Raw genomic sequence first — 19405 nt, forward strand, 5'->3', positions numbered from 1 at the left:
GGGGTCATCCCTTCGGGGTGGAGGAGAGCAGCTCGACGTTGCCGTCGAACTGCCAGAGCGGGTTGGGCTGGTCCCCGGCCGGGGTCCGCACCTGGAAGTAGCCGTTCACTTCTTTCGGTCCGTCGCCGTCGGCGACGTACCGCCCGTCCGAGGTGACGTCGAGCTGGTAGACGGCCGACCCGGTCGCCTCGACGCCGGGGAGGTGCCACGAGACGACGCAGCGCCAGTCGTTGCCGGGTCCTTCGGCGGCGACCAGGCCGTCGCCCTTGGTGCACGCGGCCGTGGCCGCCAGCTGCGCCTCGGGGACGTCGGGCCGGTTGAGCTGCCCGGTCTGCAGGCGGTAGAGGTGGGCGAACGCGGTGGCGACCGACTGCTGCACCTTGTCCGGCCCGATCCCGGATCCCGTGGCCGGCGTCGCCACGGCGATGGTCCCGGCCGTGACGGCCAGCAGCGCGGCCAACGGCAGGGCCCCGACGGTGACCGCGCGCCGCCCGGCTCCGTCGTGCGCGGAGTTGGTGAAGTCGCGGCGCACGAACAGCCAGTACGCCAGCGTGGTCGCGACGAGCGCCCACCCGAGGCTGACGCCGATCCCGATCCCGAGCGGGCCCAGCTGCGCCGGGGTGGCGAACAAGCCGTTCCAGGCGACGAAGGTCCAGGTGGGCAAGGCGAGGCGCAGGGCGACCGGCAGCGGCAACGTCTGCGCGAGAGCCATCGCCAGCGCGACGACGGCGGGCAGCAGCAGGCCCATCGGCGACCGGCCCCCCACCACGGACCCGAGCAGACCCACCGCCGCGAGCGCCAGCGTCGGGGCGAGCACGCAGACCCACGCGAGGAGCACCCGCCCGGCGGCGTCCGCGGGCCCCAGCAAGTGACCGTCCAGCCCCACCAGCGGCCGGTCGCCCACCGCCACGACACCGCCCGCCACCGCGGACACGGCCATCCCGGCGACCAGCACCAGGATGACGGTCAGGCTGGCCAGGGCCTTGGCCACGAAGATCCGCCGGGTGGACCGGACCGCCACGAGCAGGTGGCGCCAGGTGCCGAGCCGGTCTTCGGACGCGAACACGTCACCGGCGACCACCGACGTCAGCAGCGGAAGCGCGTAGGTGCCCGCGAACCCCAGCATCACCAGCGGCCCGGCCCACCCCGTGGCGTTCATCCAGCGGCCGAACAGGGTGTCGACGGGCAGCGAGGTCTGCCGGCTGACCGCGGCGACGAACAGCGCCGGAGCGAGCCAGCAGGCGAGGACCAGCAGCCGGACCCGCCACTGGGCCACCAGCTTGACCAGCTCGAAACGGTAGGCGCGCGGCACCGAGACGGCACCGCCGCCCGCCACGGGAGCCCCGGCGACAGCGGCGGTCATCGGCCGGCCTCCCGCGGTCCGGTGAGAGCGAGGAACGCGGCCTCGAGCGGCGACACCACCGGGGCGAGCTCGCGCACCGCGACGTCCGCCCGCACGATCCGCGCCACCAGCTCGTCGAGCACGGGCACCGGCGCGCGCACCACCAGCACGTCGGCGTCACGCCGTGCGTCACCGCCGTCGACCAGCCGCAGGCCGCGCGTCTCGCCGGCCAGCCGGCGGGCCGCGACGACGTCGGAGGTGCGCAGCCGGTAGTCGAGTTCGCGGTTCTCGGCGGACAGCTTGGCCGGCGGGCCGGAGAAGACGACCCGGCCGGTGGCGAGGATGGTGACCTCCGTGCACAGTGCCTCGAGGTCGTCCATCCGGTGGCTGGAGAGCACGACGGCGGTCCCCTCGGCGGCCAGCCGGTCGAGCACGCCGTGGACGTGGTTCTTGCCCGCGGGATCCAGGCCGTTGGCCGGCTCGTCGAGCACGAGCAGCCGGGGCTTGGCCAGCAGGGCGGCCGCGAGCCCGAGCCGCTGGCGCATGCCGAGCGAGAATCCCCGGACCCGGTCACCCGCGACGTCCGTGAGACCCACCTGCTCCAGGACGTCGTCGATCCCCGCGGCCGGCGCGCCACGGCCTCGCAGCGCCACCAGCGCGGCCAGGTTCTGGCGGGCGGTCAGCGCCGGGTAGAGGCCGGGGCCGTCCACGAACCCCGCGACACCGTCCGGCGCGGCCGGCGCCCGGCCCACCGGCGTCCCGAGGATTTCCAGCCGCCCCTCGTCGGCGACGGCCAGGCCCAGCAGCAACCCGAGCAACGTCGTCTTCCCGGCGCCGTTCGGGCCGACCAGCCCGTGGATCCGTCCCGCCGTCACGTCCAGCTCGACGCCGTCGAGCGCGACGACGTCACCGAAGCACTTCGTGATCCCGCGCGCTCGGACCACCACGGGTGCGTCCATCACTTCCATCGCCTTCTTCCCGGCCTCGCGCCGAGAAACTTAGGCAGGGCAAGTGACACCGGCGGGCGTGCCGGGTGAACGTTCCCCGAACGCGAGTCGTCCGGTGCTCACAGCCTCCGTGAAATGTCCGAGTTGTGTGCCTTCCGGGCACGGCATGAGTGGCGAACGTCAGGGCGGCGAGCAGACCGGCCCCGCGGCTTGCGCGGCAGTGGTCAGCGGGACCGTGGTGGCCGGGCGGCGGGCTGGAACAGTTCGACCGGATTCCCGGCCGGGTCGTCGAACACGATCTGCCGTCCACCGGGCCCGGTCACGACGTCGCTGCGGAACCGCACGCCGGCCTCGCGGAGCCGGGTGATCTCGGTGTCGAGGTCGTCGACCACGAAGTGGATCCGGTTCCAGCCGCCCGGGCTCGGGCGGGTGCCGTCGGGCATCGCGCGTCCGGCCGAGCTGGCCGGGCCGCTCAGCAGCAGCCGGAGCCGGCCGCGGGTGACGTCGGCGAACGCGGGCAACGCGGTGAAGTGCTCCGAGAAGCCGAGGTGCTGGGTGTAGAACTCGACGGCGGCTGCGACGTCGTCGACCAGGTAACGCACGCTGACCAGGTCTTCGGTCATGCTCCGAGCTCCTCGCTCTGCGGGCCGGGACCGCCGTTCGGCGGCTCGAATCGGCGGATCAGGAACCTGATCCGGCCGTCCAGTTCCGCGGCGACGCGGCGGAACGCCGGATACGTGTCGCCGGCCGCGTCGGCTTCGCGCGCCGGATCGGGGATGCTCCAGTGGATCACCGGTGGCCGGCCGGGCAGTGGCGGGCACACCTCGCGGACGCGGTCGCACAGGCTGATCACCCAGTCGAACCGCTGTCCCCCGACGGCGTCGAGGTGGGTCGGCTCGTGGGTGAGCGTGATGCCGTACTCGCCCATCACGCGGACCGCGTCGGGATGCAGGGGTTTCGGATGACTGCCCGCGCTGACCGATTCCGCATCGGCCCGGTGCCGCAGCAACGCGGCCGCCATCGGCGATCGTCCGCTGTTGCCGGTGCACACGAACAACACCCGCCGCCGCGCCCCGGTCCGCGTCGGCGGGACGGGGGCGGCCAGGCCGGGATGCAGCAGCGTCCCGGCCTGCGCCAGTGCGTCTGCGCAGCGCTCGAGATCGAGGTGGTAGTAGGTGTCGCGGCCGTCGAAGCTGCTCCGCCGGGCCCTCACCAACTCCGCGGAGCGGAGCTTGCGCAGGTGGTAGGACACCAGGTTCTGGGACTGCCCGACCGCCTCGACCAGTTCCCGCACCCGCCGGTCACCGGCGGCCAGCTCCCGCATGAGCCGCCAGCGCAGCGGGTCGCTCGCCAACCGGACGAACGGCGGCGGGACTGCTTCGTCGAGGATCGGCACCCGGACAATTTACATCAACTCACATTGATATATCCAGAGGCGGCCGCAGGCATTCGCCGGGCCCACACCCCTCCGGGATCGCGGCTGCCGCTAAACCCTGGTGCCCGCGGGCCGGTGTGCTTGCCGGTGGTGCCCGCCGTCTCCGGGGATGTCCCGGTCCAGGTGGTCGGCGTGGTGCAGTGCCTGCGCCAGCAGGCCGTGGACGTGGCTGTCCGCCGCCGAGTAGTAGACGAAAGTGCCTTCCCGCCGGCCTTTCACGAGGCCGGCCAGCCGCAGCTTGGCCAGGTGCTGGCTCACCGCCGTCGGCGACGCTCCGGCCAGCTCGGCCAGGCACGCCACCGACGACTCGCCCTGCAGCAGCGCCCACAGCACCTTGATCCGGGTCGGGTCGGCCAGCATGCGGAACGACTCCGCGGCCAAGTGCACCTGCTCGTCGGCAGGCATGTCGAACTCGGGCAGCGACTCGTGCATGGCGCCACGATACCTTCCCAGTCGACTGCCTACGTATCTGCATGAGTGCGCAGGTAAGATGTCAGCGCGAGACCGCGGGAAGCAGAAAGGCACGGCAACGATGACGCACGACCACCACGGCCATGGGCACGGCCAAGACGGCGACACCAGGTTCACGGCGAGGCTGTGGCACCAGGTGCGTCACGCGGTCACGCCGCACAGCCACGACTCCGCCGACCGCGTCGACCGCGCCCTCGAAACCAGCGAGCGCGGCTTGCGTGCCCTCACCTGGTCCTTCGCCGGCCTGTTCGTGACCGCCGTGGCGCAGCTGACGCTGGTCGTCGTCACCGGCTCGGTCGCACTGCTGGGCGACACGATCCACAACTTCGCCGACGCGCTGACCGCCATCCCGATCGGCATCGCGTTCCTGCTCGGCCGGCGGCCGGCCAGCCGCCGCTACCCCTACGGATTCGGCCGGGCGGAAGACCTCGCCGGGCTCGCCGTGGTGCTGGTGATCGCCGCATCCGCCGTGGTCGCCGGCTACGAATCCGTGGTGCGGCTGCTGCACCCGCAGCCGGTGCAGCACCTGTGGGTGGTCGCCGTCGCGGGAGTGATCGGCTTCGCCGGCAACGAGCTCGTCGCCCGGTACCGGATCACCGTCGGCCGCCGGATCGGCTCCGCCGCACTGGTCGCCGACGGCCTGCACGCCCGCACCGACGGATTCACCTCACTGGCCGTCGTGCTCGGCGCGCTCGGCGTCGCGCTCGGGTTCCCCGCGGCCGACCCGGTCATCGGGCTGGGCATCACCGTCGCGATCCTGTTCGTGTTGCGCGACGCCGCCAAAGAAGTCTTCCGCCGCCTGATGGACGCGGTCGACCCGGCCACCGTCGACCTGGTCGAAGAAACCGCCCGGACCGTGCCGGGTGTCCTCGACTCGTCCCAAGTGCGCCTGCGGTGGATCGGGCACTGCCTGCACGCCGAACTCGCGATCGCCGTCGACAGCACACTGACGGTCGACCGTGCCCACCAGCTCGCCCACGACGTCGAGCACGCCCTCATGCACGACATCCCCCGGCTCACCGAGGCCGTCGTCCACACCGAACCCGGCACCGGAGCAGACGAGACCCACCGCGGGCCGGCCCATCCCCGCTGAACGACCTTCCGGTCGTCCAGCGGGGAAACCGGCCGACGACAGCGGGACCCGAACCCGATTGCTACGGTGGAGCGGTGACGGTGACCCGGCTCGGCCAGGCGCAGCAGGTCCTCCTGCTGTGCGCCCTCGCCGTCTGCGTCATGGCGATGCACCACATCAGCCTGTCCCACGGCATGCCCGGCACCGCATCGGCCACGGCCGCACACGTCGTGCCGGGCGGTGCGCCCGGCATGGCCGATCCCGCACCGGGCAGCGAATCCGGTGAACACCGGCCGGGCATGCCCACCGGCCTGCACGACCTGCTCCACCTCTGCCTGGCCGTGCTGTACGCCGCCGGGGCCCTCCTGCTGGCCCTGGGCGCTTTCCTGGTTGTCTCGTGGCTCACCACGAGCTTCCCGCGATCTTCCGGCCTGCGCGGCTCGCCGCGCCGCGGACGGCCGCCTGACCGAGGCGGCCGCGAAATCCTGACCTCCCTTTGTGTCCTGCGCACGTGATCGACCCGGCCCGGTACCCGGTCCTGTCGAATTCACCCACGCACCACAGAGAAGGATTTGTCATGCGCAAAACCGTCCTCATCGGCGGCATCGCCCTCGCTTCCGCCGTGCTTCTCGGCGCCTGCAGCAGCAACGACTCCCCGTCCGCAATGGACCACAGCGCGTCCGCGCCGGCGCCGGCTCCCTCCACGCAAGCGGCCGCCGGCCACAACGCCGACGACGTGGCCTTCGCCCAGCAGATGGTCCCGCACCACAGCCAGGCGCTGGACATGGCGAAGCTGGTTCCGTCGCGCAGCACCGATCCGAAGGTCATCGACCTCGCGAGCCGCATCGCGAAGGCGCAGGACCCGGAGATCCAGCAGATGCAGGGCTGGCTGAGCACTTGGGGCACCGGCATGCCGGGCATGACCCACGAGTCGATGCCGGGCATGAGCGGATCGATGCCCGGCATGATGTCCGGCGACGACCTGAAGCAGCTTGAAGCCGCCAAGGGCACCGAGTTCGACAAGATGTGGCTAACCATGATGATCCAGCATCACCAGGGCGCGATCGACATGGCCAAGACCGAACTGTCCAAGGGCGGCAACGCCGACGCGAAGGCGCTGGCCCGGAAGATCATCGACGCCCAGCAGGCCGAGATCACCGAAATGCAGGGCCTGCTCGGCCAGAGCTGATCACGGATCCCCGGGGCGGTTCGCCGCCGCCCCGGGGATCGGGTCGTGCCGGAATGCAGGGTCTTGCGTAGGGATTTCCCCAATATTCAGCGGTGGTCCGCGACCGTAACGTCGTTCGCGTCGGTCAGCCGGCCGACGGGAACGACCATCAAAAATGGGGAAAACATGTTTTCTTTGCAGGGGGCGAGGCCCGCATCGCTGACGTCGGTCGATGACAGCCTGACGTTCAACTCGTCCGACTTGAGCGCCGACTGGGTCGCGGCCGCCAGCGAGACCCATCTGTACGTGCAGACCGTGGCCAAGGCGATCGCGCAGCAGAAGGGGTTGAACATCGGCGATCCGAACCTCTACGGCCAGCAGGGCTGGTACGACGCGCTGACGGCGGCGCTGGCGACCTACACCGACTGGGTGGAGATCGTCGGCGAGAAGGACGTCCAGGTCAACAACTCGACGCACAGCGGGTCGATCAACCTCTCGGCGATCATGGGCACGATCATGTCGTTGTACCTGGGGCCGACCGCCGCCGCCGAGTGGTCCACGCTCAACGAGCTGCTGGGCAAGGCTTCGGACCCGGGCGTCAGCGATTTCATGAACTTCTGGTGGAGCCACGTCAAAAAGAGCACCAAGAACACGGGCATGAGCGTCGGCCCGAACGTCAAGACCACGGACAGCCAGATCCAGTGGGCGATCTGCTACTACTCCATGACGCACATCATCGACGACTGGCGCACGATGTTCGTGGCGTCGAAGTACGAAGAGTTCGATGTGAGTGCCGTCGGTCTCACGCTGACGATGGACTACGACAACTACGTCCGCTACGCGCAGTCCGCCGTCCAGACCTACCTGGGCAACGACATCGGGACCAAGATCATCACCGCCCCGGTGCCCAAGTCCGTGCTCGGCGGCGCACCGGTCCAGCGTTCACTCAGCAGCGTCATCCTCAACGCGCCGCGACCGGTGTCGGACTCTCCGCTCGGAGCGGAGTCCAAGGACCTCCGGAAAGTCCGCGTCGACAACCCGCGGGACAATTCGACGCTGGTCAGCGACGTCACTGGAGTCCTCACGGAGGACGACGGCGTACTCACGGAGCTGCGAGTGGACGGTTTCCGGGCGGCCACCGTGCCGGTGGTGGGCCAGCAGTACGTCATCTCCGGTCAGGACAAGGGAACCGGGACGTCGTTCAAGCTGACGTTGAAGTGCCGCTCCGCCGGCCCGGAGTCGTACTTCGTCAGGCCGTGATCGGCCGGCCGGCGTGGGAGACGCGTCCTGCGCCGGCCAGCTGCACGGCGAGCTGGGTACGGGAGCGGACGCCCAGTTTGCGGTAAGCCCGGGACAGGTGCGCCTCGACGGTCTTCTCGCTCAGGTAGAGGCGTTCGGCGATCTGCCGGTTGGTCAGGCCGGCCGTGGCGAGTTCGGCCACCTGCTGTTCCGCCGGGGTGAAGGCGGGCGACGCGGCCGGGGTGGCATCCTGCAGCGCCGCGCCGATCCGGCGGCCCAGCTCGGCAGCACCGCACCGGGCGGCCAGGTCGGCGGCGCGGGTCAGTGTGGCCCGGCCCTCGGCGCGATCTTCGTCGAGCAGCAGTGTGCCCAGGTCGCTCAGAGTCCTGGCCAGTTCCAGCCGGCCCTGGCCGCGTTCCAGCAACGCGGCCGACTCCGTGAGCAACGCGCGGGCCTCGACACGCGTCGGGGCCAGTTCGGCGGCGCTCCGCAGCGCGATGCCGACGTGCCGGGCCACCCCGAACGACCTGGCCAGCCGGAGTTCCTCGGTGACCAGCGCCGCCGCCCGTTCCCGGTCACCGAGCCGGGCGTGTGCTTCGGCGGCACGCAGCCGCCACGGTACGTCCGGCATCCGCGTGGCGCCCCACCGCTCGTAGGACTGCTCGCACTGCAGCGCGTCGGCGAGCTTCGCGCGGGGATCACGGTGGGCCCGGGTCCGGGCGTCCAGCAGCCACAGGTCCAGGCCGGACTTCGGGTCGACGCTCGCCGGCGGCACGTCGTCGCCGGCTTGGCCCGCTTCGATCCGCAGGTGCAGTTCGGTCGCGTCCCGGGCCGATTCCGCGAAGTGCGGAGAGCGCAGGTCCCGACCGGCCTTTTCGACGTGCTCGGCCGCCGGCACGAGGTCACCGCGCAGGAACGCGATCCGGGCCAGGAACGCGTGGGCCAGTGGCAACGGGAACAGCAGTCCACGGTGGACGGCCGCGTCCAGTGCCCGGCCGAGGTGGTGCTGGGCTTCGGCGAGGCAGTCGACGACCATGAGGGCCTGGAGCGCGGCCCAGATCGCGGTCCGTTCCAGCCGCAGCCGGTCGCCGGCCAGAGCCCGCCGCGCGAGCGTGGCCGCCTCGTCCGCCTGGCCGGCCAAAACGGCCTCCATGGCCAGCTGGGCGTCCTCGACGGCCGGCGACCGGCCCGGTCGCTGCCGGAACGCCGCCAGGTGGGCGACCAGCCGCGACCGGGACCCGAGGTGGACGCGTTCGGTGCCGATCCGCTCGGCCTCCAGCTCGGCCACGAGCTCGTCGGGCACGCCGGGCGGCAGCTGGTCGGCCGCCATCGCGAGCAGGTCGATCGCCTCGTCCGTCGCACCGCACGCGTTGCGCAGCCGCGCGAGGCTGAACGCGACCAGTGACCGTTGGGCCGGCGAGTCGGCCAGTGCCAGTGCCGCTCTCAGGTGGGTGTCGGCCTCCCGGGTCGCCAGCCGGTGGGCCTCGGAGTTCCCCAGCAGGCGGTACACCTCGGACCGCACCGCCCGCGGCGGCGATTCGCGCAGCGCGCGGCGCAGGTAGACGGCAGCGTTGTCCGGGGATCCCTGCCGCCGGGCCGCCTCCGCTGCGGCGATCAGCACGGCGACCTTGCCGGGGTCGGCGTCCGGTGTGGTGCGCAGCAGGTGCGACGCCACCCGTTCGACGGGCAGGGCGGCCTCGGTCAGCACCTTGGCCGCCCGTTCGTGCCGCGCACTGCGCTCGGACGGCGGGATGGTGCCCAGCACCACGTCCCGCACCACGGCGTGGACGAACGCGGGCGGGTCGTCGCGCTCGAAGACGCCGCTCCGCACGAGGCGCTCGGCCGCGTCGGCGGTCTGGGCCGGAGTGACTTCCGCCTGCCGGGCCACCAGGTCCAGGCTCATGCCGTCGCCGAGCACGGCGACCGCGACGGCGACCGCGCGCACTTCGGCGGGTTGCCGTCGCAGGCGCGCCACCAGGTGCCGGCGCAGCGCGTCCGGCCCGGCCGCGGCGACCGAGGCCGATGCCGCCGCGTCCGGCCGGATGCCCTGAGCGGCCAGCACACCGAGCAGTCCGTGCACGAACAGCGGGTTGCCCTTGGTGATCGCGTGGCAGGCGGCGCGGAACTCGGCCGCCGGCTCCTGCCCGGTCGTGTCCCGGACCAGCGCGCCGACGGCCGTCTCGCTCAGGTTCCCCGGTTCCAGCACCACACCGGTGGCCGCGATGTCGTCCAGCAGGCAGTCGTCCCGCTCCCCGCCGCGGCAGGTGATCACCAGTGCTGCGGCGACGCTGTCCAGCCGGCGGGCCAGGAAACCGAGGAACTGCAGAGACGGCACGTCCAGCCACTGCGCATCGTCGACCAGCAGGGCGACCGGCCCGGTCGCGGCGAGGTTGACCAGCAGCCAGTACAGACCGTCCAGCAGCGGGTGGATCGAGTGCGGCGGATCGTCAGCCGGCGTGAACAGCCGCTCGGCCACCCGGGCAGCCCCCCTGAACAGCTCGGCGCCGCCGGGGCCGGCCAGCACCGGGCCGAACAGCTGTTGCACGGCGCCGAAGGTGAAGTCTCGTTCCAGTTCCGCACCGCGGGCCGACAGCACGGTGCATTCCCCCATCGCGGCGCGGACGTGCCTCAGCAGTGTCGACTTGCCGACCCCCGCGGCCGCCTCGATGACAACCACACCTCCGCGGCCGGCCGCCAGGCCACGGAGCGTCAGATCCAGTGTGTCCAGCTCGAAATCCCGCTCCAGCAACGCATCCGCCACCCCGTCCGCCTCCGGCATCCGACCTCCCGCGCCGCGGCACAGGAGTAGCCGTGGCGGCTCCGAGATACGCAAGTCATGCGTACGGCCCAATGGCACTGGCCTGACTTCAGGTCAGCCCGCATCGTGTCCGTCATGCGCGAGATCCGGGCGTAGCTCGAGACGCTCCTGGAGTCCGCGTCGGCGGCTCCCGAGTGGCGTTGAGCGCCCGAGCCCGCCCGCACCGCACCACCTGCCCCGAACGACGAGCCGCAGCTGGAAGACCCGCTTTGACGGCGCGATCCGCACCGATCACGATGTCAGGGTGACACGACGTTCCTCCGCCTCGCCCAGCATCCGCGACGTCGCAGCCGCCGCGGGTGTCTCCTACCAGACCGTGTCACGGGTGCTGAACGACTCACCCAACGTCAACCCCGGCACCCGGCGGCAGGTCCGGGAGATCATCGAACGGCTGGGCAGGTGCGCGACGCCGCCGCCGACCGGCGCGCGGTCGGCGTCGAAGCCGAGTCGGGCCGGCTCGCGGGCGGGGCGGCGGCAACGCCCGGCCCCTGGGCATCCGGCGGCTCCTCCGTCGGCTGGCTGGGCAACGGCGGCACGGTGACCATTCCGCGCGCCGACCCGGTCCGGCCGCCCGGGCAGTACGACCTCACGGTCGCCTACGCCCAGGCCGAGAAGAACACCGGACACCCGTACAACACCGACACCATCACCCGCACCCTCGTGGCGACCGAAGCGGGCGGCACGACGACGCCGGCACCCTACCGGCACAACTACACGTGGGACGGTTTCTGGCCGGAGACCTCACCGATCGACCTGACCACGGAAGGCGGCGCGCTCACCTTCGGCAACCCCGCCGCCTGGGGACCGAACGTCGGCTGGCTCCAGCTCGCCCCGTTGGTCGTCGCGAACACGGTGGCGCCCCTGCGGTGATCGAGCGGTGCCTGGCCGGGTTGCCGTCACCCGGCCCCTGAAGTACAGGCCCGGGACCGCTGCCGGGACCGGGGAGGCGGCGGCGGGCCGCCTCCCCGGTCTCGTCATGCCCGGCGGGTCCAGACCTGGTTGGAGGCGCCGGTGCAGTTCCACACGATGACCGGGGTGTTGTCGGCGGTACCCGCGCCGGACGCGTCGAGACAGGCACCGGCCTGGGCGTTGGTGATCGTGCCGCCGGCGTTGAGCGTCCACTTCTGCCTGTTGCCGCCGCTGCACGAGTTGATCGTCACCGCGGTCCCCGGCTGCCCGCTGCCCGCGTCCATGCACTTCGCGCCGTCGTAGACCCGCAGTTCGCCGGCCGCGGTCGGGGTCCAGCGCTGGTTGGTGCCGCCGTTGCAGGTCCAGACGACCAGCGCGGTGCCGTTCGCCTGGGACGCGTTCGGCACGTCGACGCACTTGCCGGAGCCCGCGCCGACCAGGCTGACGGCCTGGTCGCCCGGCCCGGGGTCACCGCCGCCCGGGACGTCGAGCGGGCAGGTGCTGCGGTACCCCGAAATGCCGGTCGAATCCGCCAGGGACGGGCACAGGAACTTGCTGTAGCGAGTGTCGTGGTCGACGAAGATCTTCAGCCAGGGGATGACCCGCCGCATCATCACCGAGTTCGACGACGTCGGGAAGCCGTGTCCCGCCCCGGTCAGTTCGAGGTAGCCCTTCTCCACCCCGGCCGGAATGCCGTTGTAGAGGCTCTGGACGCTCGACGGGCTGACCGTCCCGTCGTTCTGCCCGGCCAGCAACAGGGTGGGGACCCGGTCGGTGGTCAGGTTCTGCGACGGGCTGAACGGCGCCAGCCCGACCGCCGCCCACAAGGACGGCCGGTGCAGCGCCGCGTACATCGCACCGCCGCCGCCCATCGAGTGACCCATCACCGCCAGGCGGTTCGGGTCGACCCGGTCCCGCACCGGGCTGCGCTGGGTCAGGTAGTCCAGCGCCGCCAGCAACTGGGTGCCCCGGGCGGTGTCGTAGTCGGTCCGGCTGAGGGTGTCGATCCCGATGACGACGAACCCGAACGACGCCAGCCACGGCCCCATCCACGCCCCTTCCGCCGCCCAGGTGGCCGTGTAGCCCGGCACGATCGCGATCGCCCCGAACCTGCCCTGGGAAGTGTCGGTCGGGTAGTAGATCTTCCCCGCGGCGAAGCCGTTGCCACCGCCCACGCTCTGCTCCGCGGTCGCGAAGGTGCCCCGCGTCGCCGCGACGCTCGCCGTGGTCGGGTCCGGACCGCGCTGGTACGGGTTGTCAGCGGCGGAAGCCGGCCGGGTAGCGGCCGGTGTGACGATCCCGAGGACGACCGCGGCGGCCGCGAGCGCCCAGCTGAGTTTTCGGAACATGCGAACGTATCCCTTCCTTGACGTGCACCACGGGCGATCCACTCACTCGGCCGGGGCGAAACCGGGTCCGGCGGGCCGGTTCCGGGCGGTGCCGGAGCTCACCCGAGGACCGCGGCGAGCCGGGCAGCGATCTTCTGGTGCCCCGCGTCGTTGGGGTGGGTGCCGTCCGCGGTGTCGGTGGCCGGGTCGATCCAGCCTTCGGTGGAGACGTACCGGACACGAGTGTCCCCGGCGTTGTTCCGGGCGGCCACCGCGGCCTTCGTCTCGGTGACGTACCACTTCTTGAAGATCTCCATCGCGGAGATGGTGGCGTTCGGGTACTTCGCGCGGATGCGTTGCAGCAGCGTCACGTACGCGGTCTGGAACTGGGCGCCGGACACGTTGTGGCCCTTGTCGTTGGTGCCGAGGTTGATCACCACGTCACTGACCTGGTAGCGGGAAAAGTCCCAGTCCGGCGTGCTGGTGTCCAACCCCGTCTTGAAGTACCGGTCCCGCATGCCGATGCACCCGTCGGACGACGGGTACAGGCAGACACTGGGGCGGGCGATCTCGGTGTGCGCGGCGCCCAGCTTCTCCCCGGTCAGCCAGCCGTAGGCGGTCAGCGCCTCCTTGGACGACTTGTAGCCCGCCGTGATCGAGTCGCCGACGAACTCGATGATCCGCGTCGGCACGCTCACCGCGACGGTGTGCGCACCGGAATCGAGGACCACGCCCTGGAAGACCTCGTCACCGTGGTAGGAACCGGCGTCCTGGCGGTAGGCCACCCGCAGCGTGTGGGTGCCCGACGGCAGCCGGGACGGGGTCAGGTTCACCGTCCCGGCGACGCCCTTGTACGACACCCAGCCGCCGCCGTCCACCTTCGCGTACAGGTCGACGCTGCTGCGCTGCCGCAGTTTCACCGTGGTGCCGGTGAACCCGATCACCGCGTACGCGCCCGTCCACCCGGGCACGTACGCACCCGCCGACCGGGTGTCCCACCGCCCGAAGTACCGGATGTTCGAGTCGGACGGCGAGCCGTCACCCGTGGCGGCCGCGGCCGGCTGCACCACCGTGCTCACCACGGCCACCACCGCGACCGCCAGCGTTGCTACCCGCGACCTCGTGTCCATCGGCATGATCCGTCCGTTTCTGTTGGGTCACACAGAAAGAAAACGCTTTCCCGAAAGTACACAGTCAGCTCGTCGAAATGTGTGAACGTGCACAGAAACGGGGGACAAATTTTCGACTGCAACTGAACGATAAGCGCCGGGACCCTACTGCGTGAAGAGCGCGTCGACCTGGTGGTTGGCCGCCTTGAGCGAGTCCGGTTCGGCGGTGAGGCTCATGATCGCGTCCATCGCCGGGTTCATCACCGCCTGCAGCTCGGTCCAGTGCTGGGCGACCGGGGCCAGGTGCGTGCTGGTGTGGTCGATCGGTACCTGGAACGACGCCGTGTCGATGCCCTGCTTGGCGAACGCGTCCTTCGAGATCCGCGCCGAGGACTCCACCGCGGGGAAGGCGATCCCCTCCGCCGCGGTCAGGTCCTGGCAGGCCTTGGACCCGAGGAACGCCACCAGCTTCTTGGCTTCGTCCGGGTGCTTGGTACCGGCCGCGATGTTGTCGGCGAGCCCGTTGAACATCGACGCGCGCTGGCCGTTCGGGCCGGCGGGCACCGGGGCGATCGTCGTCTTCACGCCCTTCAGCTGGAAATACGTCTTCGTGTTCCAGCTGCCCTCGGTGACCATCGCGTACTTGCCCGCGCCGTAGTTGTCGGGCTGGCGCCCCACCTTGCCGCCGCCCGCCACCTGGAGCGTCGGCATGTACCCCTTCTTCGCCAACGACTGGAACCAGCCGATCGTCTCGAGGAACTTCGGGTCGCCGTAGTTCCACCGGGTGCCCCACGGGTTCTTGTCGGCGTGGGTCCAGCCGTCGCTGAAGGCGTACTGGCTCCACTCCGTCTGCCCGAAGCCGCCGCCGGAACCGTTCAAGCCCAGGCCGTACACCGCGACGTTCGCCTTGTCGAACCCGGGCTGGTCGCCGCGGACGCCCTTCTTGTCGACCGTCAGGTGTGCGATGGTCTTCTCGTACGTCCCGCCGTCCCGCGGGTTCCAGGCCATCGAGTCCAGCTGCTGCGCCGTGACCCCGGCGTCGTCGAGCATCTTCTGGTTCGCGAAGACCGCGACGGTGTCGTAGTCCTTCGGCAGGCCGTAGCGCTTGCCGTCCTGGCCGACCCACAGGTCGGCCAGGCCCTTGCGGTAGCTCGAGAGGTCGGCCTGCTTCGACTCGACGACGTCGTCGATCGGCAGGATCTGGTTCTGGCCGGCCAGCTCGGGATAGTGGTTGAGGTGGGAGACGAACACGTCGGGGCCTTCACCGGACACCAGGCCGGCGGTGAGAGTGGTCCAGTAGTCGTCCCACCCGTACTGGGTGATCTTGACCCCGATCCCCGGGTTCGCGCTCGTGAAGGCATCCGCGCACTTCTGGTACCCGGGCTGCTGCGCCGAGTCCCAGAGCCAGTAGTTCAGGGTGACGTCTCCGGAGCTGCCTGCCGTGCTCGAGCAACCGGCCAGGGCGAGGACGCTCGCCGCCGCGGCGGTGACGAACCGGCTTCGTTGCCACTTCATCGGGATTCCTTTCCGCCGGGCTACTTCAGCCCGGTCGAGCCGATCGAGTTGATGACGCGCCTGCCGAGCAGCGCGAAGAGCACGAGGATGGGGAGGGCGGAGACCAGGGTCGCCGCCATGAGGCCGGCCCAGTCCGGATTTCCCTGTGGCGTCTGGGACCGGAACACGCCGAGCGCGACCGTGAGCACGCGCACGTCGTCGGCCTTGCCGACCAGCAGCGGCCAGAAGTAGTCGTTCCAGGACGTGACGTAGGTGAGGATGGCCAATGTGGACAGTGGGGCGGAGCTCATCGGCAGGATGAGCCGGAAGAAGATGCGGGGGCGGCCCGCGCCGTCGAGGATGGCGGCTTCTTCGAGTTCCCGCGGGATCGCGAGGAAGAACTGGCGCAGGAAGAACACCGCGAACGGTGCCATCAGCAGGCCGGGCAGGACGATGCCGAGGAAGGTGTTCAGCAGTCCGAGGTCCCGCATGAGGACGAAGTTCGGCAGGATGGTGAAGATCGGCGGCACCATCATCGCCGAGAGGAAGAGGAAGAACACCGCATTGCGCCCCGGCCACCGCAACCGGGCGAACGCGTAGGCCGCCATGGCGCTGAAGAACGTCTGGCACACCGTGGTGGAGGTCGCGACGATCACGGAGTTGCGGAGGTAGAGCCAGAAGTGCAGCGAAGCACCCGAGCCGCCGTCGGCTCGGGCTTCGGCCGGCGTCGCCAGCCCGAACACGCGTTTCCAGCCACCCAGGCTGAACCCGGCCGGGAGCAGGTCGCCGCTGCCGGCCGCGAGGGCGCCGTTGCTGGAGAACGACGTCCGCAGCATCCAGTAGAAGGGGAACAACGTCACCAGCAGGACCAGACCGAGGATGATCCACGCGATCGTCCGGCCGATCCCCCGCGGCTCGCTCCTCACGCCAGGTCCGACTGGCCGGCCCGGGTGAGCCGCAGCTGCAGGAGACTCACCGCGGCGAGCACGGCGAACAGCACGACCGACACCGCCGAGGCGTAGCCGAACTTGAACCGGCCGAAGGCGAGTTCGTAGATGTAGTAGTAGATGACGCGCGTCGAATTGACCGGACCGCCCTGGGTGGTGACGGCGACGGTGTCGAACGTCTGGAACGAGCCGACCACGCTGACGACGAGGACCAGGGCCAGCACCGGGCGCAGCAGCGGGAGCGTGACCCGCCAGAACATCTTCGCCTCGGTCGCCCCGTCGATCGCCGCGGCCTCGTACACGGTCTTGGGGATCGTCTGCAGTCCGGCGAAGATGAGCAGTGCGGTGTAGCCCAGGTGCCGCCAGACGTTGACCAGGGCGATCGTCGGGATGGCCAGCGCCTGGTCGCCGAAGAACGCCATCCGCGGCAGGCCGAGCCAGTCGAGCACCTGGTTCCCGATGCCGAGCTGGTAGTCCAGGATCCAGAACCAGACGAGCGCGACGATCACGTTCGCCACCAGGTACGGCGTGAGGATCAGGCCGCGGATCACCATGGACCGCGTCAGCCGGTGCATGAGCACCGCGACCCCCAGCGCGAGGACGGTCTGCACGCCGATGTTGAGCACGACGTACTCGAGGGTGACCCACAGGGCGTTCCAGAAGACCGGGTCCGCGGCCAGCTGCCGGTAGTTGCCGGCGCCGACGAACTTCCCGGGCCGGAAGACGCTGAAGTCGGTGAAACTGTAGAAGAGCCCGCGCACCGCGGGAACGAGGGTGAAGGCGAGCAGGCCGGCCGCGGCGGGCGCGACGAACAGCCAGGCCGCGCGCGTTTCCCTGGCCGGCAGGAACTTCACCGCCACCTCCTCAGCGCTCGGCGATCACGTGGATCAGCTGCAGCTGTTCCGGCCGCAGTGCCGGTGCCTGGAGCCCGGCCGCGGCCAGCGTGGCGCCGGACAACGTCACCGGCCGGTCCGACCAGTCCGGGAACACGGGCAGCCCGTGCCGCCGCACCCGCTCGACGGCGGAGAGGAACTGCACGGTGTACCGAGTCCCGGCGGCCAGCCCGGGCAGCCGGACGCGTCCGGGCGGTGCCCAGGCGCCGGTCTGCAGGGCGACGAACGCGAAGATCGCTTCGGTCCGGTCCTGGGCGACGACGCCGTGCAGCCAGTGCGCCGGGTCGGGGTGGTCGCCGCGGACGACGGTGCCGCTGTGCAGCAGCGGCCGGAACCGCTTGTGCAGAGCGATCCAGGCGGTGAGTTCGGCGAGTTCGGTTTCGCTCGCCGACGTCAGGTCCCATTCCATGCCGAAGTGCCCGAAGAACGCGGTGCCGGCGCGGAAGTCGAGCGTGTGCGTGCGGCCGGTGGTGTGCGCCGTCGGCGCGCCGACGTGCGAACCCAGCATTTCCGGGGGCAGCAGCAGACCGGTCCAGCGCTGGATGTGCTGCCGCTCCAGCGCGTCCAGGCAGTCGCTGGCCCAGATCCGCTCGGTACGGGCGAGGATTTCGAGGTCGGCGCGGCCACCGCCCGACGAACAGGACTCGATTTCCAGGCCCGGGTGCTTGGCGCGGAGCTCGTCCAGCAGCCGGTAGAGGGCGCGGGTCTGGTCGTGGACCCCGGCCGTGCCGCTCGCGGTGTGTCCCGCGTCGACGAGGTCGCGGTTGTGGTCCCACTTGAGGTAGCCGACGCCGTACTCGGTGACCAGCGCGTCGAGGCGCTCCAGCACGTAGGCGTAGGCATCCGGGCGGGAGATGTCGAGCACCTGCTGGCGCCGCGCCTCGGGCGGGAGCCGCCCGTCCGGCCGGAGGAGCCACCCCGGGTGGGCCCGCGCGAGGTCTGAGTCCGGGTTGACCATCTCGGGTTCGACCCAGAGCCCGAACTGCATGCCGAGCGAGCGGACGTGGTCGGCGATCGGGCGCAGGCCGTCCGGCCACACCTGTTCGTCGACGAACCAGTCGCCCAGTCCGGCGTCGTCGGCCCGGCGGCCGCGGAACCAGCCGTCGTCGAGGGTGAACCGTTCCGCGCCGACCCGCGCGGCGAGCCCGGCGAGCTCACGCAGTTTCGCCGGATCGTGGTCGAAGTACACCGCTTCCCAGGTGTTCAGCGCGATGGGCCGCGGTGAACCGGGGTGCTCGGGCCGGCTCCGCAGGTCCGCGTGGAACCGCGCGGACAGCGCGTCCATGCCGTCGCCGTGGGAACCCAGTAGCGTCGGAGAGGCGTACGACTCCCCCGGGGAGAGGATCATCTCGCCGGGAAGCAGGATCTCGCCGCCGGCGAGGATCGCGGCGCCCGCGGCGTCACGCTCGGCGTAGGTGGTGTGGTTGCCGCTCCAAGCGGTGTGCACGCCCCACACCTCGCCCCGGCGGAAGCCGAAGCCCGGCTCGCCGGCGAGCAGCAGCAGGGTCGCGTCGAGGCCGGTCCGGCCGCGGCGTCCGCTGCGCACGTAGGAGCCCAGCATGAACGGGTGCCGTTGCGGGGCGCGCTCGCGCAGGTGCCGGCCGGTGAAGTCGAGCAGTTCGAGCGCGGTCGTCGGGACCGGCAGGTTGAGGGTCAGCGAGTCGAGGACGTAGTCGTCGTCGCCGATGTTCGTCACCGTCGCGCCCAGCCGCACCACGCCCGACGGCGAGAGCGCCACGCGCAGCTCGAGCGCCAGTCCGGCGGCGGTGTCCTGCGCGGCGGTGATCAGGGTGCCGTCCGCCGTCAGGTCCACCGCGGTCTTCGTGAACAGCGGGGTGAACGCGCGCCCGGCCCGGCTGCCGGCGATACCGGGGGTTCCCGCCCAGCCGGTGGCGGCCTCGGCCAGCACGCCGACGGGGAGCGGGTCGTCGATGCTGTTGGAGACGACCGGCGGCCGGGCCGCACGCACCAGCTCGCCCAGTTCGGCTTCGGTGGGCCGGCCGAGATCCGCGCCCCAGTACACGACGCGGGGCAGACGTTCGCCGGTCGCGTCGAGCACCAGGCTGGTGCCGGCGGCGGCGAGGTGAACCACGCCCGGGCTCGCCGGCTCGTCGCCCGCGGTGAACGTCATCGTCAGCACCCAGTTAGTTTCATCACAACACTAACGGGTGTCAAGGAGCTGGTTGGCGGCTCGTTCCGGCCCGACTTTGTTTCAAGAGCGACATAACTGCGC

Annotated in this window: 17 protein-coding genes and 1 pseudogene; 6 read left to right on the forward strand and 12 right to left on the reverse strand. The window is 71.1% G+C overall.

Features of this window, described 5'->3' with window-relative positions; genetic code table 11:
- Positions 1-4: 4 nt before the first annotated feature.
- From AB0F15_RS21555 to AB0F15_RS21575, 5 genes are all read right to left on the reverse strand, one after another.
- Entirely contained in the window at positions 5-1363 is a 1359-nt protein-coding gene (locus AB0F15_RS21555; RefSeq protein ID WP_360272890.1) for an ABC transporter permease, read from the reverse strand.
- Positions 1360-2301: an ABC transporter ATP-binding protein gene (locus AB0F15_RS21560; RefSeq protein WP_360272893.1), complete on the reverse strand. Its 942-nt coding sequence runs from the start codon at positions 2299-2301 to the stop codon at positions 1360-1362. Before AB0F15_RS21560 ends, AB0F15_RS21555 begins: the two co-directional genes overlap by 4 nt.
- Before the next feature lie 212 nt (positions 2302-2513).
- Complete coding sequence (locus tag AB0F15_RS21565; protein WP_360272896.1) at positions 2514-2912, reverse strand: VOC family protein; 399 nt, start codon at positions 2910-2912, stop codon at positions 2514-2516.
- Positions 2909-3685, reverse strand: a complete 777-nt coding sequence (locus tag AB0F15_RS21570; protein WP_360272899.1) for a metalloregulator ArsR/SmtB family transcription factor — start codon at positions 3683-3685, stop codon at positions 2909-2911. Before AB0F15_RS21570 ends, AB0F15_RS21565 begins: the two co-directional genes overlap by 4 nt.
- A 90-nt stretch (positions 3686-3775) precedes the next feature.
- Positions 3776-4156 (reverse strand): metalloregulator ArsR/SmtB family transcription factor, encoded by a 381-nt coding sequence (locus tag AB0F15_RS21575; protein ID WP_360272902.1) that lies wholly within the window; start codon positions 4154-4156, stop codon positions 3776-3778.
- A 100-nt stretch (positions 4157-4256) separates the two neighbouring features.
- Between AB0F15_RS21575 and AB0F15_RS21580 the strand changes: the two genes are divergently transcribed.
- From AB0F15_RS21580 to AB0F15_RS21595, 4 genes are all read left to right on the forward strand, one after another.
- On the forward strand, positions 4257-5288 hold the full coding sequence (locus AB0F15_RS21580) for a cation diffusion facilitator family transporter (protein WP_360272905.1): 1032 nt from the start codon (positions 4257-4259) through the stop codon (positions 5286-5288).
- Positions 5289-5362: 74 nt separating this feature from the next.
- Positions 5363-5782, forward strand: a complete 420-nt coding sequence (locus AB0F15_RS21585) for a hypothetical protein (RefSeq protein ID WP_360272908.1) — start codon at positions 5363-5365, stop codon at positions 5780-5782.
- Between the two features lie 62 nt (positions 5783-5844).
- On the forward strand, positions 5845-6456 hold the full coding sequence (locus tag AB0F15_RS21590; protein ID WP_360272911.1) for a DUF305 domain-containing protein: 612 nt from the start codon (positions 5845-5847) through the stop codon (positions 6454-6456).
- Between the two features lie 165 nt (positions 6457-6621).
- Positions 6622-7695 carry a hypothetical protein gene (locus AB0F15_RS21595; protein ID WP_360272914.1) on the forward strand — a complete coding sequence of 358 codons (1074 nt, stop codon included), beginning with the start codon at positions 6622-6624 and terminating at the stop codon, positions 7693-7695.
- On the opposite strand, the gene AB0F15_RS21600 is transcribed toward AB0F15_RS21595, so the two are convergent.
- Positions 7685-10453 carry an AAA family ATPase gene (locus tag AB0F15_RS21600; protein WP_360272917.1) on the reverse strand — a complete coding sequence of 923 codons (2769 nt, stop codon included), beginning with the start codon at positions 10451-10453 and terminating at the stop codon, positions 7685-7687. The two genes, AB0F15_RS21595 and AB0F15_RS21600, sit on opposite strands and share 11 nt — an antisense overlap.
- Between AB0F15_RS21600 and AB0F15_RS21605 the strand changes: the two are divergent.
- Positions 10341-10877 (forward strand): annotated as a pseudogene (locus AB0F15_RS21605) (LacI family DNA-binding transcriptional regulator); the annotation flags it as partial. The gene AB0F15_RS21600 and the pseudogene AB0F15_RS21605 overlap by 113 nt on opposite strands.
- 14 nt (positions 10878-10891) lie before the next feature.
- A complete protein-coding gene (locus AB0F15_RS21610) occupies positions 10892-11362 on the forward strand; it encodes a hypothetical protein (protein ID WP_360273017.1) in 471 nt (156 codons plus the stop codon).
- Positions 11363-11466: 104 nt separating this feature from the next.
- On the opposite strand, the gene AB0F15_RS21615 is transcribed toward AB0F15_RS21610, so the two are convergent.
- The 6 genes from AB0F15_RS21615 to AB0F15_RS21640 all read right to left on the reverse strand — a co-directional run bounded on the left by AB0F15_RS21615 (position 11467) and on the right by AB0F15_RS21640 (position 19303).
- Positions 11467-12750 (reverse strand): ricin-type beta-trefoil lectin domain protein, encoded by a 1284-nt coding sequence (locus AB0F15_RS21615; protein ID WP_360272920.1) that lies wholly within the window; start codon positions 12748-12750, stop codon positions 11467-11469.
- A 98-nt stretch (positions 12751-12848) separates the two neighbouring features.
- Positions 12849-13859 carry a GDSL-type esterase/lipase family protein gene (locus tag AB0F15_RS21620; RefSeq protein ID WP_360272923.1) on the reverse strand — a complete coding sequence of 337 codons (1011 nt, stop codon included), beginning with the start codon at positions 13857-13859 and terminating at the stop codon, positions 12849-12851.
- Between the two features lie 144 nt (positions 13860-14003).
- Positions 14004-15353 (reverse strand): sugar ABC transporter substrate-binding protein, encoded by a 1350-nt coding sequence (locus AB0F15_RS21625; RefSeq protein WP_360272925.1) that lies wholly within the window; start codon positions 15351-15353, stop codon positions 14004-14006.
- Positions 15354-15373: 20 nt separating this feature from the next.
- Positions 15374-16258 carry a carbohydrate ABC transporter permease gene (locus AB0F15_RS21630; RefSeq protein WP_360272928.1) on the reverse strand — a complete coding sequence of 295 codons (885 nt, stop codon included), beginning with the start codon at positions 16256-16258 and terminating at the stop codon, positions 15374-15376.
- Positions 16255-17133, reverse strand: coding sequence for a sugar ABC transporter permease (locus AB0F15_RS21635; RefSeq protein WP_360272931.1), 879 nt, complete (start codon positions 17131-17133; stop codon positions 16255-16257). The genes AB0F15_RS21630 and AB0F15_RS21635 overlap by 4 nt, the downstream gene beginning before the upstream one ends.
- Positions 17134-17143: 10 nt before the next feature.
- Positions 17144-19303, reverse strand: a complete 2160-nt coding sequence (locus AB0F15_RS21640) for an alpha-galactosidase (protein ID WP_360273011.1) — start codon at positions 19301-19303, stop codon at positions 17144-17146.
- Positions 19304-19405 lie beyond the last annotated feature (102 nt).

Source organism: Amycolatopsis sp. NPDC026612 (assembly GCF_040638285.1).
Classification (GTDB): Bacteria; Actinomycetota; Actinomycetes; order Mycobacteriales; family Pseudonocardiaceae; genus Amycolatopsis.

What these genes read in the sequence shown, in the direction of transcription:
- AB0F15_RS21555 (WP_360272890.1), bottom strand. Translation starts at nt 1,363, where the DNA reads ATGACCGCCGCTGTCGCCGGGGCTCCCGTGGCGGGCGGCGGTGCCGTC.
- AB0F15_RS21560 (WP_360272893.1), bottom strand. Translation starts at nt 2,301, where the DNA reads ATGGACGCACCCGTGGTGGTCCGAGCGCGCGGGATCACGAAGTGCTTC.
- AB0F15_RS21565 (WP_360272896.1), bottom strand. Translation starts at nt 2,912, where the DNA reads ATGACCGAAGACCTGGTCAGCGTGCGTTACCTGGTCGACGACGTCGCA.
- AB0F15_RS21575 (WP_360272902.1), bottom strand. Translation starts at nt 4,156, where the DNA reads ATGCACGAGTCGCTGCCCGAGTTCGACATGCCTGCCGACGAGCAGGTG.
- AB0F15_RS21580 (WP_360272905.1), top strand. Translation starts at nt 4,257, where the DNA reads ATGACGCACGACCACCACGGCCATGGGCACGGCCAAGACGGCGACACC.
- AB0F15_RS21590 (WP_360272911.1), top strand. Translation starts at nt 5,845, where the DNA reads ATGCGCAAAACCGTCCTCATCGGCGGCATCGCCCTCGCTTCCGCCGTG.
- AB0F15_RS21595 (WP_360272914.1), top strand. Translation starts at nt 6,622, where the DNA reads ATGTTTTCTTTGCAGGGGGCGAGGCCCGCATCGCTGACGTCGGTCGAT.
- AB0F15_RS21600 (WP_360272917.1), bottom strand. Translation starts at nt 10,453, where the DNA reads ATGCCGGAGGCGGACGGGGTGGCGGATGCGTTGCTGGAGCGGGATTTC.
- AB0F15_RS21615 (WP_360272920.1), bottom strand. Translation starts at nt 12,750, where the DNA reads ATGTTCCGAAAACTCAGCTGGGCGCTCGCGGCCGCCGCGGTCGTCCTC.
- AB0F15_RS21620 (WP_360272923.1), bottom strand. Translation starts at nt 13,859, where the DNA reads ATGGACACGAGGTCGCGGGTAGCAACGCTGGCGGTCGCGGTGGTGGCC.
- AB0F15_RS21625 (WP_360272925.1), bottom strand. Translation starts at nt 15,353, where the DNA reads ATGAAGTGGCAACGAAGCCGGTTCGTCACCGCCGCGGCGGCGAGCGTC.
- AB0F15_RS21640 (WP_360273011.1), bottom strand. Translation starts at nt 19,303, where the DNA reads ATGACGTTCACCGCGGGCGACGAGCCGGCGAGCCCGGGCGTGGTTCAC.